Origin of the sequence: Comamonas odontotermitis, from assembly GCF_040396735.1 — a bacterium.
GTDB lineage: Bacteria > Pseudomonadota > Gammaproteobacteria > Burkholderiales > Burkholderiaceae_C > Comamonas > Comamonas odontotermitis_C.
This window is the reverse complement of record NZ_JBEBNZ010000035.1, coordinates 14,257-29,035: the sequence shown is the minus strand read 5'-3', so window position 1 is coordinate 29,035 and position 14,779 is coordinate 14,257. Positions and strand designations below refer to the sequence as shown.

General features: G+C 63.0%; 14 protein-coding genes. 5 read left to right on the top strand and 9 right to left on the bottom strand.

Annotated features, from left to right (window positions below):
- The 6 genes from ACH2DG_RS19155 to ACH2DG_RS19130 all read right to left on the bottom strand — a co-directional run.
- On the bottom strand, positions 1-592 hold a 592-nt coding region (locus tag ACH2DG_RS19155; protein ID WP_395028066.1), incomplete at its 3' end, for an extracellular solute-binding protein.
- A gap of 103 nt (positions 593-695) precedes the next feature.
- Positions 696-1,004, bottom strand: coding sequence for a DUF2160 domain-containing protein (locus ACH2DG_RS19150; RefSeq protein ID WP_395028065.1), 309 nt, complete (start codon positions 1,002-1,004; stop codon positions 696-698).
- Between the two features lie 51 nt (positions 1,005-1,055).
- Complete coding sequence (locus tag ACH2DG_RS19145; RefSeq protein ID WP_395028064.1) at positions 1,056-1,868, bottom strand: carbohydrate ABC transporter permease; 813 nt, start codon at positions 1,866-1,868, stop codon at positions 1,056-1,058.
- Positions 1,869-1,882: 14 nt separating this feature from the next.
- Positions 1,883-2,773 (bottom strand): carbohydrate ABC transporter permease, encoded by an 891-nt coding sequence (locus tag ACH2DG_RS19140; RefSeq protein WP_224152936.1) that lies wholly within the window; start codon positions 2,771-2,773, stop codon positions 1,883-1,885.
- Entirely contained in the window at positions 2,770-3,855 is a 1,086-nt protein-coding gene (locus ACH2DG_RS19135; RefSeq protein ID WP_395028062.1) for an ABC transporter ATP-binding protein, read from the bottom strand. The genes ACH2DG_RS19140 and ACH2DG_RS19135 overlap by 4 nt, the downstream gene beginning before the upstream one ends.
- A 3-nt stretch (positions 3,856-3,858) precedes the next feature.
- The gene (locus tag ACH2DG_RS19130; protein ID WP_395028060.1) at positions 3,859-5,007 is read right to left on the bottom strand and encodes an ABC transporter ATP-binding protein; all 1,149 of its coding nucleotides are present in this window, start codon (positions 5,005-5,007) and stop codon (positions 3,859-3,861) included.
- Between the two features lie 228 nt (positions 5,008-5,235).
- On the opposite strand from ACH2DG_RS19130, the gene ACH2DG_RS19125 reads away from it, so the two are divergent.
- Entirely contained in the window at positions 5,236-5,997 is a 762-nt protein-coding gene (locus tag ACH2DG_RS19125; protein WP_395028059.1) for a DeoR/GlpR family DNA-binding transcription regulator, read from the top strand.
- 111 nt (positions 5,998-6,108) lie between these two features.
- Positions 6,109-7,602, top strand: a complete 1,494-nt coding sequence (gene glpK / locus ACH2DG_RS19120) for a glycerol kinase GlpK (protein ID WP_395028057.1) — start codon at positions 6,109-6,111, stop codon at positions 7,600-7,602.
- A gap of 118 nt (positions 7,603-7,720) precedes the next feature.
- Here glpK and aqpZ read toward each other — a convergent pair whose 3' ends face one another.
- Positions 7,721-8,422, bottom strand: coding sequence for an aquaporin Z (gene aqpZ / locus ACH2DG_RS19115; protein ID WP_395028055.1), 702 nt, complete (start codon positions 8,420-8,422; stop codon positions 7,721-7,723).
- A gap of 209 nt (positions 8,423-8,631) precedes the next feature.
- Between aqpZ and ACH2DG_RS19110 the strand changes: the two genes are divergently transcribed.
- On the top strand, positions 8,632-9,798 hold the full coding sequence (locus ACH2DG_RS19110) for an esterase-like activity of phytase family protein (RefSeq protein ID WP_395028053.1): 1,167 nt from the start codon (positions 8,632-8,634) through the stop codon (positions 9,796-9,798).
- A gap of 18 nt (positions 9,799-9,816) precedes the next feature.
- Here the strand turns inward: ACH2DG_RS19110 and ACH2DG_RS19105 are convergent, their stop codons facing one another.
- A complete protein-coding gene (locus tag ACH2DG_RS19105) occupies positions 9,817-10,986 on the bottom strand; it encodes an ABC transporter substrate-binding protein (protein WP_395028052.1) in 1,170 nt (389 codons plus the stop codon).
- A gap of 355 nt (positions 10,987-11,341) precedes the next feature.
- Here ACH2DG_RS19105 and proC point away from each other — a divergent pair, with 355 nt between their 5' ends.
- The gene (gene proC / locus ACH2DG_RS19100) at positions 11,342-12,175 is read left to right on the top strand and encodes a pyrroline-5-carboxylate reductase (RefSeq protein WP_395028051.1); all 834 of its coding nucleotides are present in this window, start codon (positions 11,342-11,344) and stop codon (positions 12,173-12,175) included.
- A gap of 169 nt (positions 12,176-12,344) precedes the next feature.
- Entirely contained in the window at positions 12,345-13,625 is a 1,281-nt protein-coding gene (locus tag ACH2DG_RS19095; protein WP_395028049.1) for an aspartate carbamoyltransferase, read from the top strand.
- Positions 13,626-13,843: 218 nt separating this feature from the next.
- Here the strand turns inward: ACH2DG_RS19095 and ubiA are convergent, their stop codons facing one another.
- On the bottom strand, positions 13,844-14,731 hold the full coding sequence (ubiA, locus tag ACH2DG_RS19090) for a 4-hydroxybenzoate octaprenyltransferase (RefSeq protein ID WP_395028048.1): 888 nt from the start codon (positions 14,729-14,731) through the stop codon (positions 13,844-13,846).
- Between the last annotated feature and the right edge of the window lie 48 nt (positions 14,732-14,779).

The following is a 14,779-nucleotide window of genomic DNA, read 5'->3' as shown; positions in this document are numbered from 1 at the left end:
GCTCGAACAGGTCGGCGCGGAACCAGTACAGGTTGGCAAACTGCTGGTCGGGCAGTTGGTAGAGCTTGCCGTCGGGCGCGGTGGTGAACTTGGTGCCGATGAAATCCTTGATGTCCAGGCCCGGATTGGTCCACTCCTTGCCCGCGCCTGCCATGTAGTCGGTCAGGTTCATCATCTTGCCGTAGCGGTAGTGCGTGCCGATCAGGTCGGAATCACTGATCCAGCCGTCGTAGATCGACTTGCCCGACTGCATCGAGGTTTGCAGCTTCTCGACCACATCGCCTTCCTGGATCAGGTCGTGCTTGACCTTGATGCCGGTGATCTCTTCAAACGCCTTGGCCAGCGTCTTTGATTCGTATTCGTGCGTGGTGATGGTTTCGGACACCACGGCAATCTCCTTCACCCCCTTGCCCTGCAGCTTCTTGGCGGCATCGATGAACCACTTCATCTCGGCCGCCTGCTGGTCCTTGCTCAAGGTCGAGGGCTGAAACTCACCGTCAATCCACTTCTTGGCATCGGCCTCTGCGGCCCACGCGCCGTGCATGGCGAGCATCGCCGCTGCCGCCGCCAATGCTGTGTATCGCATCTTCATGAATGTCTCCTAGGTGACGCTTCCCCGGGGTGTCCGATCGCGGCTCCGGGGAGGCGGAGAGCCGGATACGTTGAAAAATACCGTTCGATCCCGCGTCCAGCGGCTAGCCCTTGCGCATGATCAAGGCCAGCAGCAGCATCGACAGGACAAAGCTGATCCACACCGAAGGCTCTGCCTCCAGCGACATCCATTCCTGCAGCTTGCCCGCAATGCCGACAAAGATCAGATTGAAGTAGGCGGCTGCCAGAAGCCCGATGAAGAGCCGGTCCCCGCGCGTGGTGGCAATGGGCAGCCAGCCCCGCCGCAGCGTGGTGGGCGACTTCAGCTCCCATACAGTCATGCCAACCAGCATCAGCACGATGCAGGTGAAAAATACCGCCACCGGGGTGGTCCAGACCATCCAGTCAAACATGGCGCTTCTCCTCTTTCATTCCGATGCCCATGGCGTCCGCATCGCCCGGCCTCACACCCGGCCCATCGCAAAGCCCTTGGCGATGTAGTGGCGTACAAACCAGATCACGATGGCGCCAGGCACGATGGTGAGCACCCCCGCAGCCGCCAGCGTGGCCCAGTCCATGCCCGAGGCGCTCACGGTGCGCGTCATCGTCGCCACGATGGGCTTGGCGTTCACGCTGGTCAGCGTGCGCGCCAGCAGCAGCTCCACCCAGCTGAACATGAAACAGAAGAACGCCGCCACGCCCACACCCGCCTTGATGAGCGGCAAGAAAATGGTCAGGAAGAAGCGCGGGAAGGAGTAGCCGTCGATATAGGCGGTTTCATCGATCTCGCGCGGGATGCCGCTCATGAAGCCTTCCAGAATCCAGACCGCCAGCGGCACGTTGAACAACAGGTGCGCCAGCGCCACGCCCAGGTGCGTATCCATCAGGCCCACGGTGCTGTAGAGCTGAAAGAACGGCAGCAGAAACACGGCAGGCGGCGTCATGCGGTTGGTCAGCAGCCAGAAGAACACATGCTTGTCGCCCAGAAACTGGTAGCGCGAGAAGGCATAGGCCGCAGGCAGCGCCACGGTGAGCGAGATGACCGTGTTGATGGCCACATAGATCAGGCTGTTGATATAGCCCGAGTACCACGACTCATCGGTAAAGATGCGCACGTAGTTGGACCAGGTGAACTGCTGCGGAAAGAACGAGAAGCTCGAGAGAATCTCCTCATTCGTCTTGAAGCTCATGTTCACCATCCAGTAGATGGGCAGCAGTGCGAACACGATGTAAAGCACCAGGAAAATGCTGCGCTTGTGAAACCGCTTGTCGCTCATGTCAACTCCCGCGCTCATTGCTCCACCTCTGCTTCCTGCGTGCCTACGCGCTGCATCCAGTTGTAGAGCACAAAGCAGAACAAGAGGATGATGAGGAAGTAGATCAGCGAGAACGCCGCCGCAGGCCCCAGGTCGAACTGGCCCACGGCCTTCTGCGTGAGGTACTGGCTCAGAAAAGTGGTGGCATTGCCCGGCCCGCCGCCGGTCAGCACAAAGGGCTCGGTGTAGATCATGAAGCTGTCCATGAAGCGCAGCAGCACGGCAATCATCAGCACGCCCCGCATCTTGGGCAGCTGGATGTAGCGAAACACCGCAAACTTGCTCGCGCCATCAATGCGCGCCGCCTGGTAATACGCGTCGGGAATGGAGCGCAGCCCGGCATAGCACAGCAGCGCCACCAGGGGCGTCCAGTGCCACACATCCATCACCAGTACCGTGAGCCACGCATCCGAGGCGCTGCCGGTGTAGTTGTAGTCAATACCCAGCTTCTGCAGGGTGTGGCCGAGCAGGCCGATATCGGCACGGCCATAGATCTGCCAGATGGTGCCCACCACGTTCCAGGGGATCAGCAGCGACAGTGCCACCACCACCAGCACGGCAGACGACTTCCAGCCCTTGGCCGGCATGGCCAGCGCCAGCGCAATACCCAGTGGAATCTCAACCGCCAGCACTGCCAGCGAGAACGTGATCTGCCGCCACAGCGCCGAATGCAGCTCTTCATCGCGCATCACCGCCGCAAACCATTCGGTGCCGACGAACACCCGCCGCTCGGGGTCGATGATGTCCTGCACCGAGTAGTTCACCACCGTCATCAGCGGCAGGATGGCGGAGAAGGCCACGCACAGGATCACCGGGAGGATCAGCCACCAGGCCTTCTGGTTGACCGGCTTGTTGGAGGGATTCATGCCATCAGCTCCTCATTGCGGTAGTAGCAGGTGTGCGGATTCACCACCTCCAGCCAGACCGTGGCGCCAGGCGCGGGCAGCGCCGTATCGGCCATGAACCGGGCCTTCAGGGCCTTGCCGTCCACGGCGGCGGTCAGCAGCATATGGGTGCCTACATCCTGCACGCGCTGGACCTGCGCGGGCACGGCACCGGCGGAGCCTGCGGGTGCCAGGCGCATGTATTCGGGCCGTATACCCAGATGCAGGGCTTGCTGCGCGGCGGCCGCGCCCTCCAGCCCTGCAGGCACGTCCATGCGCTGGCCCGCCACCCACATGGCGCCATCCCGGCACTGCAGGGGCAGGAAATTCATGCCCGGCGAGCCAATGAAGTGCCCGACAAAGGTATGTCTCGGGCGCTCGAACAGGGCCTCGGGCGCCCCCACCTGCATCACCCGTCCGCGCGACATCACCACCACCTGCTCGGCAAAGGTCAGTGCCTCCACCTGGTCATGGGTCACATAAATCAGCGTGAGCTTGAATTCCTGGTGAATCTGCTTGAGCTTGCGGCGCAACTGCCATTTCAGGTGCGGATCGATCACCGTCAACGGCTCGTCGAACAGCACCGCCGCAACATCGGGCCGCACCAGCCCCCGGCCCAGCGATATCTTCTGCTTGGCATCGGCCGACAGGCCTGCCGCACGCTGGTTCAGCTGGCCGCTCATCTCCAGCATCTCGGCGATGGCGCCCACGCGCTTGCGGATCTCGGCCTCCGGCACCTTGCGGTTGCGCAGCGGAAAGGCCAGGTTCTGCTCCACCGTCATGGTGTCGTAGATCACCGGAAACTGAAACACCTGCGCAATATTGCGCTGCTGCGGGCTCTCCTGCGTCACATCACGCCCGTCAAACAGCACCTTGCCGTGCGAAGGCGTCAACAGGCCCGACATGATGTTGAGCAAGGTCGTCTTGCCACAGCCCGACGGGCCCAGCAGCGCATAGGCACCGCCATCGGCAAACTCCATCTGCAGCGGCAGCAGGGCGTAATCACTGTCCTGCTGCGGGTGGGGGCGGTAGGCGTGCGCCAGATCCAGGGAAATACGAGCCATGGCTTACACCTCTTGCGCCGCACCGGGCCACTGTGATGACGACCGCTGTTGCTGTTGCTGCTGTTGCGGCAGCTGCAGCAGGGCGCCGCCCTGGTTGCCTGCACGTTCAGTCTCAAAAACATAGCAGTCTGCGGGCGCCAGATAGAGGCTGACCTGCTCGTTGGCTGCCAATTTGTGCACACCCGTCAGCTGCGCCACCCAACCACCCCAGGGCAGCAGCACATGCACGAAGGTGTCCGAGCCGGAGATTTCCACCAGATACACCTGGCCATGCAGATGGATGTCACCCGGGCGCTCCTGCAGGCGCAGCGCACTCGCGCGAACGCCCACCACCACCTCGCCAGTGGTGGCGGTTGCGGGCAATGGCTGCGCCAGCGGCAGCGTAGCGCCCTGCGGCAAGGCAAGCTGCGCGCCGCCAGCCTGCACCTGTGCCGTCACGAGGTTCATCGGCGGATCGCTGAAAGCCCGCGCCACACGCAACGAGCGCGGTGCGTGAAAAACCTGGGCCGTCGGCCCATACTGCAGCAGCTCGCCCGCGTCCAGAACAGCGGTGTAGCCGCCCAAGAGCAAGGCCTCGCCCGGCTCGGTGGTGGCGTAGACCACGGTGGAGCGGCCTGCCTCGAACAACTGGCTCAGTTCATCGCGCAGGCCTTCGCGCAGCTTGTAATCGAGGTTGACGAGCGGTTCGTCAAGCAGCATCAGCGGCGCGTCCTTGGCCAGGGCGCGCGCCAGGGCGACGCGCTGCTGCTGGCCGCCCGACAGCTCGGCAGGCAGGCGATCCAGAAACATATCGATATGCAAGCGCTCAGCCAGGCTGCGCACCTTGCTATCAATTTCAGAGTCGCCACGCAGCCGCAGGGGAGACGCAATGTTCTGCGCCACGGTCATCGAGGGGTAGTTGATGAACTGCTGGTACACCATGGCCACATCACGCTGGCGCACCGATACGCCGGTCATATCCTGGCCATCGACCAGCACCCGGCCGCCAGCGGGTTTGTCCAAGCCCGCCATGATGCGCATCAAGCTGGTTTTGCCCGCCTGCGTTGCGCCCAGCAGCACCGTCACAGCATTGCTCTGCAGCGATAAATCCAGCGGATAGAGCCATGTCTGCCCTCCTACCCGTTGGACCACATTCTCCAACACCAGCTGCATCATCGCCTCTCTGCTCCGAATGAAAGAGCAAGCCTGCAAATCTGTGAAAATGAAAGCCTTGTGCTTTCGAATTCGTTCATTTTTGTTCTTTTGAACGCGCCACCAATAGAAAGTTACCCTAGTAAGGGTTCGTTTTAATTCGATCTACAGTGTTTGGGAGCAAACTGCCGCAGACGCCCCTGCTGCGCCCGCGCCCTTCTCACTGCCCCTACCAACACCTCCTGCGCTGTGAACACCAATCCACGACAACTCCAATTGATAGACGAGGTGCGCCGCCGCCAATCTGCCACGGTTGAGCAGTTGGCAGAAATCCTGGGCGTCACCCTGCAAACCGTGCGGCGCGACATCCAGAAGCTGGCAGACACAGGGCTGCTGGTGCGCTTTCACGGTGGCGTGCGCGTGCCCAGCTCCACCACCGAGAACCTCGCCCACACGCAGCGTGAATCGCTCAATGCGGACGGCAAATCGCGCATCGCCAAGGCAGTGGCTGCCCAGGTACCCAACAACTGCTCACTGATCCTGAACATCGGCACCACCACCGAGGCCATCGCCCGCGCCCTGATGCAACACCGCGGCCTGCGCGTCATCACCAACAACCTCAACGTGGCCGCCACGCTCAGCAGCAATGCCGATTGCGAAGTGATCGTCGCTGGCGGCGTGGTGCGCGGGCGCGATCGCGGCATCATCGGCGAGGCGGCGGTGGATTTCATCCGCCAGTTCCGCGTCGATATTGCGCTGATCGGCATCTCGGGCATCGAATCAGACGGCAGTCTGCGCGACTTTGATTTCAGAGAAGTGAAAGTGGCGCAAACCATCATGGAGCAGGCCCGCGAAGTGTGGATGGCCGCCGACCAGAGCAAATTCGGCCGTCCGGCCATGGTGGAGGTGGGGCCGCTCTCGCGCATTGACCGCCTCTTCACCGATGCGCAGCCGCCCGAGCCCTTTCCACGCCTGCTGCAGGACGCCAACGTGCGCTGCACCGTGGCGTGAAACATGAACACCCCTCTGAGCCGCTGCGGAACGACCCTTGCCTGGCTGCGCTTGCCCGGGCCGCTCCAGCGCCAAAGACGTGCGTAGCACGCAATGAATCACGGAAAACCTATGACCTACTTGCTTGCCCTGGACCAGGGCACCTCCAGCTCCCGCTCCATCGTGTTTGACGCGCGCGGCAACATCGTCGCCCTGGCCCAGCAGGAGCTGCCGCAGATCTACCCCAGCCCCGGCCATGTGGAGCACGACCCGCTGCAGATCTGGGGCACGCAGCTCGCTACCGCGCGCGAGGCCCTCAAGAAAAGCGGCATCAGTGCCAGCCAGATCACGGCGCTTGGCATCACCAACCAGCGCGAAACCACCGTGGTGTGGAACCGCAAGACCGGCCAGCCCATCCACAATGCCCTGGTCTGGCAGGACCGGCGGGCAGAGCCCGTGTGCGCCCAGCTGCGCGAAGATGGCCACGCCGGCCTGATCCAGCAAAAGACCGGCCTGCTCGTCGACGCCTATTTTTCCGCCACCAAGCTGCAGTGGTTGCTCGACCACGTACCCGGCGCGCGGGCCGCTGCCGAGCGCGGTGAGCTCGCCTTTGGCACCGTGGATACCTGGCTCGTCTGGCAATTGACCGGCGGCCGACGCCATGTAACCGACGTGAGCAACGCCAGCCGCACCATGCTCTTCAATGTGCACAGCAACCAGTGGGACGACGAGCTGCTGGCACTCCTGCGCATTCCGCGCTCGCTCATGCCGGAGGTCCAACCCTCGGCCAGCCACTTTGGCGATACCACGGACGATTTTCTGGGCGCGCCCATCCACATCGGTGGCATGGCGGGCGACCAGCAAAGCGCCCTCTTCGGCCAGGCCTGCTTTTCCGCCGGCATGGCCAAGAACACCTATGGCACCGGCTGCTTCATGCTGATGCACACCGGCGGCACCTTCCAGACCTCGCGCAATGGCCTGCTGACCACCAGCGCCGCGCAGGTATCCTCAGCACCCCAGTTCGCACTGGAAGGCAGCGTCTTCGTCGGTGGCGCCGTGGTGCAATGGCTGCGCGACGGCCTGCGCGCCATTGAGCACAGCGGCCAGGTGCAGCAGCTGGCCGAAAGCGTGCCCGACAGCGGCGGCGTCATGATGGTGCCCGCCTTCACCGGCCTGGGCGCGCCGTACTGGAATGCCGATGCGCGCGGCACCATCACCGGCCTCACCCGTGGCACCACCTTGGCCCACATCGCCCGCGCCGCGCTCGAATCCATCGCCTACCAAAGCGCCGCCCTGCTGCAGGCCATGAGCCGCGACGCTGTGGCCAACGGCGGCCAGCCCGTGACCGAGTTGCGCGTGGACGGCGGCGCCTGCGTCAATAACCTGCTGATGCAGTTCCAGGCCGACTTGCTGGGCATTCCCGTCGTACGCCCCGCCTGCGTGGAAACCACCGCGCTGGGCGCCGCCTACCTCGCGGGCCTGTCCACCGGCGTCTACCAGTGCACCGACGAGCTGTCCGCACTGTGGAAGGCCGAACGCCGCTTCGTCCCCACCCAGGACAAGGCCCGCGCCGACGCCCTGATGGCCCGCTGGGAACAGGCCGTGCGCCAGACCACGGCGCAATAAACCGAATTACTATTAATTTGATAGCTACTGGCGCTTTATAGTTAAGCACCAGCAAGCAAAATAACCCATAAAAAAAGGGATGCATCAGCATCCCTTTTGCATTGAGCCGTTTGCCTGCTCAGTCTTCCTGACCCGCCAGCAGTGCCTTGTGGATCAGCGCGCCGATGACAGCGCCCACGATCGGTGCCAGCCAGAAGAGCCACAGCTGCTCCAGAGCGATCGAGGGGCCGAACAGCGCGGGGCCGGTGCTGCGTGCGGGGTTGACCGAGGTGTTGGTCACGGGGATCGAGATCAGGTGGATCAGGGTCAGGCACAGGCCGATGCTCATGCCAGCAAAGCCAGCAGCGGCCTTCTTGGCGGTGGAGCCCAGGATCACCAGCAGAAAGACTGCCGTCAGCACCACTTCGGTCACCAGTGCAGCCACCATCGAGAACTTGCCGGGCGAATGCTCGCCAAAGCCATTGGTTGCCAGATCGGTGACCGTGGCGCCGGCCTTGCCGGAAGCAATCAGGTACAGCACAGCGGCTGCGGCAATCGCGCCCAGCACCTGGGCAATGATGTAGCCTGGCAGCTCAGACGCCTTGAAGCGGCCCGCCACCGTCAACCCCACCGACACCGCCGGGTTGAAATGCCCGCCCGAGACCGGGCCGAAGGCATAGGCACCGGTCAGCACCGTCAGGCCGAAGGCCAGCGACACGCCCAGCAGGCCAATACCGACCTGTGGAAACGCGGCGGCCAATACGGCGCTGCCGCAGCCTCCGAACGTCAACCAGAAGGTTCCTAAAAATTCCGCCGACCACTTTTGTGCTTGGGTTGCCATTGCATCACTCCTCGTATTTACGGGCGCAGCCATGTCATGGCTGTTCACCTCCAGCCGCGATGATAGGAACCCCTGTACCCTTGCAACACCGAGAAAATGTGAACAATTGCCGGGTAGTACCGTGGCGTCCCCGAGAATTTATACGCCAGCAACAGATGCAGCACAACCCTCACACATCTATTACAAGCCTTCGCCGGTTTGCCCTCGCCATGGTGGCAAGCGTTCTGGCCGGTTGCGGCCATGCGCCATTCCGCGCGCCCGACGGCAGCCCGAGGACCCAGGCCGAGGCCTTGCCACCCGCAGCGCCATGCACCGGTACAGCCTCCTTCCGTCTGCTGGGTGAAACGCGCTGGGGCCTGGATGTGCAGTTTGCCGGGGTACCGGTGGGCGGCCTCTCGTCCATCGACTACAACGCCGCCGACGACCGCTACTACCTGGTAAGCGATGACCGTTCGGCGCATGACAGCGCGCGCTTCTACACCGCTCGCATCCACTACGATGCAGGCGGCCTGCACAGCGTGCAGCTGGACGAAGCCCATTACCTGGGCGCGCCCGATGGCCAGCCCTACGCCTCCAAGCGCGCTGCACGCGCAGGCGTTGCCGTACCCGACCCCGAAGCGCTGCGTGTGCTGCCTGGCAGCCAGCGCCTTGTCTGGAGCAGCGAAGGCGATTTTGCGCGCGGCTTTGGGCCGGAACTGAACGAAGCCGCGCTCGATGGCCGGTGGCAGCAGGCCTGGCCGCTGCCGCCACAACTGCAGCTGCCCGCCAGCAAGAGCGCCAGCACCGGCCCACGCAACAACATGACGCTGGAAGGCATAGCCATCGGTGACGACCAGAAAACGCTGTGGCTGGCCATGGAAGGCGCCCTGAAGCAGGACGGCCCGCTGCCCGCACGCGGCCTGCCGGGCGGCCCCTTGCGCATCACGCAGTACGACATGGCAACGCGCCAGCCGCAGCGCCAGATCGCCTATGTGCCCGACGCCTTGCCCGCAGACAACCTGACACTGCCCCTGGTGGCGGTCAATGGTGTGAGCGAAATCCTGGCCGATGGGCCCGGGCACCTGCTGGTGCTGGAGCGCTCCTATGTGCTGGGCACGGGCTTTTCGGTGCGGCTCTACCGCATTTCTACCGAAACCACCGACACCCTGACCATGGATGCGCTGGTGCCCGGCCAGTTTGAGCCAGCCGCCAAGACACTGCTGCTGGACTTTGCCCAGGCAGGCCTGCAGACCGTGGACAACATCGAAGGTATGACCTGGGGCCCGCGCCTTGCCAGCGGCGAACGCGTATTGCTCCTGGTGAGCGACAACAACTTCAACCCTGCTGAGGTGACCCAGGTTGTCGCCCTGGCCGAGACCCCATCCTGCTCGCGTTGAATGAGTCCTTGAAATCAGTCAAGCAACCATGGCGGGCAACGGGTCACCGTGAGGTCCCAGGCCGATCACCCGCTTCTCTGCCGTCAGCATGCTCATCTCGACAAACTTCGAGCCCATGTGGCTGCGCGGCGTGAAGGTGACATCAAAGCCGCCAAAGGACTGGCGATCCAGCGTCTCCAGCCCGGCGATCAGCCCCTCGCGCGTTGGCGACTTGGCGCGCTTCAAGCCCTCCACCAGCACCTTGGCAGCCAGAAAGCCTTCCATGCTGGCATAGGTGCCTGCCGCGCCCCCGCCACCTTTGCGCATGGCCTCCTGGTACTCGCGCGCCAGGGCCGAAGAACCGCTCGAGGGAGAAGGCACGACCTGCGACACCACGACGCCCGAGCCCTCCTTGCCCAGTTCATTGGCCAGGGCCTCTGCCCCGACAAAGGACACGTTGTAGAAAGTGCCGCTGAAACCGGCCTTGCGCGCCGCACGGATGAAGGCCGCGCAGGATTTGTAGGTGCTGATCAGCACCACGGCGTGGGGCTGCGCAGCCACGATGGTGCGTACCGCAGCGCCGACATCGACCGAGTTGCGCTCGACAACACCAGTGGCAACTGGCCGCAGCTTGAGCTGCGCCAGCGCCAGCGTCACGCCATCCAAGCCCGCATGGCCATAGGCATCGTTCTGATGGAACACCGCAATCTGGTTGTTGCCGATGGTGGTCAGGTGGCGCACGATCTGTGCCGTTTCGTCGTTGTAGGAGGCGCGCACATGGAACACATTGCGCCGGAATGGGTTGCGCAATGACATGGCTCCGCTGAACGGGGCAAAGAAAGGAATGTTATCGCCAGCCGTCAGGGGCAGCGCAGCCAGGCTCGTGGGCGTGCCTATGTAGCCGAACAGCGCAAACACCTGCTCCTGAATCAGCTGGCGCGTGTTGGCAGCCGTACGCTCGGGGTCATAGCCATCATCCAGATGGCGAATCGTCACCGGACGCTGGCCGCTTTGCGCGTTGTACTGTTCCAGAAACAGATTCGCACCCTGGTTGAACTGAATACCCAGTTGCGCAGCAGGCCCGGTAAATGGCGCCGACTGGCCCAGCACCAGCGGCGCATCTGCCGCATGCGCGCGAAGCGAGCCCAGGCCCGCCAAAGCGGCAGATCCGGCCAGTACCGAAAAATGCCTGCGATTCAAACTCGTCATCTCTTCTCCTCCAAATGGGGCGTGGCAGCTTGGGTGCCTTCAGATTGCAATAATTTACCTAGAACTCTGCTCAATTGTTATTTCAATCACTACCGAGGCTATCCCAGGTGTGGCGACCTTGCCGCACGTCAAAAAACGCATTGAACCCACCTCTTGGCGGCAGAAGATAGGTAAATAGGCTTCCAGCGCACGGCAGGCAAGCGCAGAGGCATCAAATTGCATAGCAAAAACCCGCCTGCCGACTTGGGGGTTGCACGCAGCGCTTGGGCCGTGCCGCTGCCGCCGCTATAGTCCACCATAGACACGCATGGCCCATGCTGGCCCCACCCTCATTTCGGCCCGTTGGCCTTCCTTCATGAGCACCACAGACTTTTCCCAATTCCCTCCCATTGCCTTCATCGGCGGCGGCAACATGGCCAGCGCCATCATCGGCGGCCTGATCCGCCAGGGTGTGCCCGCAGAGCGCATCATGGTGGTGGAGCCCTATGAGCCCCAGCGCGCCGTACTGCTGCAGCAGTTTGGCATCACCGCGCTGCCGGCGGCGGATGGCGCGCTGGCCAGTGCGCAGGTCGTGGTCTGGGCGGTCAAACCTCAAACCTTCAAGGATGCGGCCGCTTCTGTCGCATCCTTCACCAGCCACGCCCTGCACCTGAGCGTGGCGGCCGGCATCCGCAGCAGCTCCATCGCCCAGTGGGCCGCCAACGAGCACATCGTGCGCGCCATGCCCAACACGCCCGCCCTGGTGGGCCAGGGCATGACGGCACTGTTTGCACGGCAGGGCGTGACGCCCGCGCAGCAAGCGATAGCCGAGCAGATCATCGGCACCACCGGGCAATTCATCTGGGTGCAGCAGGAATCGCAGCTCGATGCGGTGACGGCGCTCTCTGGCTCCGGCCCCGCCTATGTGTTCTATTTTCTGGAAGCGATGCAGCAAGCCGGTGTGGAAATGGGCCTGCCCGCCGAACAGGCGCTGCAACTGGCGATCGGTACTTTCACCGGCGCTTCGCAACTGGCCGCGCAATCGAGCGAGCCGCCTGCCGTGCTGCGCGAGCGGGTCACCAGCAAAGGTGGCACCACCTTTGCCGCGCTGGAGAGCATGCGCGCCAACCAGATGGGCGCCCATTTCATTGCCGCCATGAAGGCCGCCGAAAAGCGCGCCGTGGAGCTGGGCGACGAATTCGGCGCCTGAAGAATTGGCTGATGCGGGCTCTCCGCGCAGCAAGAGGCCCACTCCACGGCCGTATCCGCAGCAGTTGATGGCAACGGGCCTTCGCAGAAAACGCAAAGCGTATATTTTCACCAAAGTACAAACGCAAAGCGTATAATCCTGCCCGTTCGCCATTTACCGGAGCCCACACATGGACAGCCAGCAGGATTTCCTCCGCGACGCAATGCGCCGTTTGAACTTGACGCGCGATGCATTCGCCGAGCGCCTGGGCGTGCGCCGGCGCACGCTGGACACCTGGCTTCTGCCCGAGGCTTCGGGCGAAGCCCGCGCCATGCCCGACATGGCGCAGAAGTTCGTCTCCGAAATCCTCTCGCGCGAAGCCGCTGGCACCGACACGCAAAAGCACAACCGCCCGCTGGCCGAGCGCATGTCGGCCGATGGCCGTCCGCAGTTGCTGTCTGTTGCGCAACTTGAGCGCGAAAGCCTCGAAGAGCTGTTTCGCATTACCGATGTGATGCAGCCGATCGCACGGCGCCACAAGGTATGCCGCGTGCTGGAGGGCGCCGTCATGGGCAGCCTGTTCTTCGAAGCCAGCACCCGCACCCGCGTGAGCTTTGGCGCTGCCTTCAGCCGCCTGGGCGGCTCGGTCTGCGATACGACGGGGTTTACCTTCTCGTCGATGGCCAAGGGCGAATCGATCTATGACACCAGCCGCGTGATGGCTGGCTACGTGGACGCGCTGGTCATTCGCCACCCCGAGCAAGGCTCGGTTGCCGAATTCGCCCGCGCCACCAACATCCCGGTCATCAATGCCGGCGACGGCCCGGGCGAGCACCCCAGCCAGGCGATTCTCGACATGTACACCATCCAGCGCGAGTTCTCGCGCCTGGGCAAGCTGATGGACGGCGCGCACATCGCCATGGTGGGCGACTTGAAGTACGGCCGCACCGTGCACTCGCTGATCCGCCTGCTGTCGCTGTACAAGGGCATGAAATTCACCCTGATCTCGCCCGCATCGCTGGAAATGCCCGCCTATCTGGTGGAACTGGCCTCCACCAATGGCCATGTGGTGGAAATCTCCACCTCGCTGCAGGACCTCAAGGGCGCCGACGTGGTGTACGCCACCCGCATCCAGAAAGAGCGCTTTGCCGGTGAGAACATCGAGGGTTACACGCCCGAGTTCCAGGTGCAGAAGTCGCTGGTCGATGCAGTCTGCAAGCCCGACACCATCATCATGCACCCGCTGCCGCGTGATGCCCGCCCCGGCGCCAACGATCTGTCGACCGATCTGAACCTCGATCCGCGCCTGGCCATCTTCCGGCAGACCGATAATGGCATACCAGTTCGTATGGCTTTATTCGCGGTTCTGATGGGCGTGGAGAATCAGATTGCACGTAATTTGCGTGATGTCACCTGGCGTTCTCCGGCTTTTGTTGGCCCTGACGATGCAGTGTTTGATACTTTGGATTAAACTCTGCCTTACACAACACCATGATTTGAGACATTTTTTCTAAATATGTCCTCAAGCAACTACCACATCTAACGGTTTTTTCCTGCGACTCCAGTGTTAGCGGCCATCAATTGATGGCCGCTTTTTTCTGTGCTTTGTCTATGAATTTACAGGGAAAAATCGCAAAAATACACCGCTCCCACCATTGGTATTTGCCGCAATAGCGGCCTGCTCGGCAATCAGCGAATGGCGTACGCCAGCACCACCCCGGCAAACAACGCCACGCCGATCCAGTGGCTCTTGCTGAAGGCCGTAAAGCAGCCTTCGCGCGAGCGCGAGCGAATCAGGCGGTAGTGCCACACCATCTGGCCCCCCGCCACGGCCACGCCTGCCCACCAGGGCCAGCCCAGGTGCTGAGGGGTTATGGCCACAATGGTGAGCACCAGGCACAGCCCAAAGAAAGCCATGATGGCGGCCACATCGAAACGGCCCAGAGTGATGGCCGAGGTCTTCATGCCGATCTTGAGGTCGTCGTCGCGGTCCACCATGGCGTATTCAGTGTCGTAGGCCAGCACCATGCACATGTTGGCCAGCCACAGCAGCCACGCCGTGAGTGGCACCGCGCCCTGAACGGCGGCAAACGCAATCAGCACGCCAAAGTTGAAGGCAATGCCCAGGAATGCCTGCGGCATGGAAAAAAAGCGCTTGGTAAAGGGATAGAGGATGGTGAACAGCACCGCAGGCACCGACCAGGCAACCGCCTCCCAGCGCGTGGTGAGCACGAGCCCCAGCGAGACCAGCGCCAGCACCACGCCCACCATGGCCGCCTCGAACACCGAGATCTTGCCCGTGGTGATGGGCCGGTTGGCCGTGCGCTTGACGTGCTTGTCAAACTTGCGGTCGGCAATGTCGTTGATGCAGCAGCCCGCGCTGCGCATCAGGAAGGTGCCCAGCACAAACACGATGAGCAGATGCCAGCCCGGAAAACCGCCCGACGCCACCCACAATGCCACCAGGGTGGGCCACACCAGCACCAGCCAGCCCGCAGGGCGGTTGAAGCGGATCAGATCGAGATAGAGCGAAAACCGCTCGGTCAGGGAAACGGAGGGACGGGGTGCGGCTGACATAGGCGCCCAGCATAGCGCGCAAGCGGTATCCCAGGCAGGCTCTCGATT

Excerpts from the sequence above, each read along its gene's own strand:
- ACH2DG_RS19135 (WP_395028062.1), bottom strand. The coding sequence starts at position 3,855 with ATGGCTCGTATTTCCCTGGATCTGGCGCACGCCTACCGCCCCCACCCG.
- proC (WP_395028051.1), top strand. The coding sequence starts at position 11,342 with ATGAGCACCACAGACTTTTCCCAATTCCCTCCCATTGCCTTCATCGGC.
- ACH2DG_RS19130 (WP_395028060.1), bottom strand. The coding sequence starts at position 5,007 with ATGCAGCTGGTGTTGGAGAATGTGGTCCAACGGGTAGGAGGGCAGACA.
- ACH2DG_RS19145 (WP_395028064.1), bottom strand. The coding sequence starts at position 1,868 with ATGAGCGACAAGCGGTTTCACAAGCGCAGCATTTTCCTGGTGCTTTAC.
- ACH2DG_RS19095 (WP_395028049.1), top strand. The coding sequence starts at position 12,345 with ATGGACAGCCAGCAGGATTTCCTCCGCGACGCAATGCGCCGTTTGAAC.
- ACH2DG_RS19110 (WP_395028053.1), top strand. The coding sequence starts at position 8,632 with ATGGTGGCAAGCGTTCTGGCCGGTTGCGGCCATGCGCCATTCCGCGCG.
- ubiA (WP_395028048.1), bottom strand. The coding sequence starts at position 14,731 with ATGTCAGCCGCACCCCGTCCCTCCGTTTCCCTGACCGAGCGGTTTTCG.
- ACH2DG_RS19105 (WP_395028052.1), bottom strand. The coding sequence starts at position 10,986 with ATGACGAGTTTGAATCGCAGGCATTTTTCGGTACTGGCCGGATCTGCC.
- aqpZ (WP_395028055.1), bottom strand. The coding sequence starts at position 8,422 with ATGGCAACCCAAGCACAAAAGTGGTCGGCGGAATTTTTAGGAACCTTC.
- ACH2DG_RS19140 (WP_224152936.1), bottom strand. The coding sequence starts at position 2,773 with ATGAATCCCTCCAACAAGCCGGTCAACCAGAAGGCCTGGTGGCTGATC.
- ACH2DG_RS19150 (WP_395028065.1), bottom strand. The coding sequence starts at position 1,004 with ATGTTTGACTGGATGGTCTGGACCACCCCGGTGGCGGTATTTTTCACC.
- glpK (WP_395028057.1), top strand. The coding sequence starts at position 6,109 with ATGACCTACTTGCTTGCCCTGGACCAGGGCACCTCCAGCTCCCGCTCC.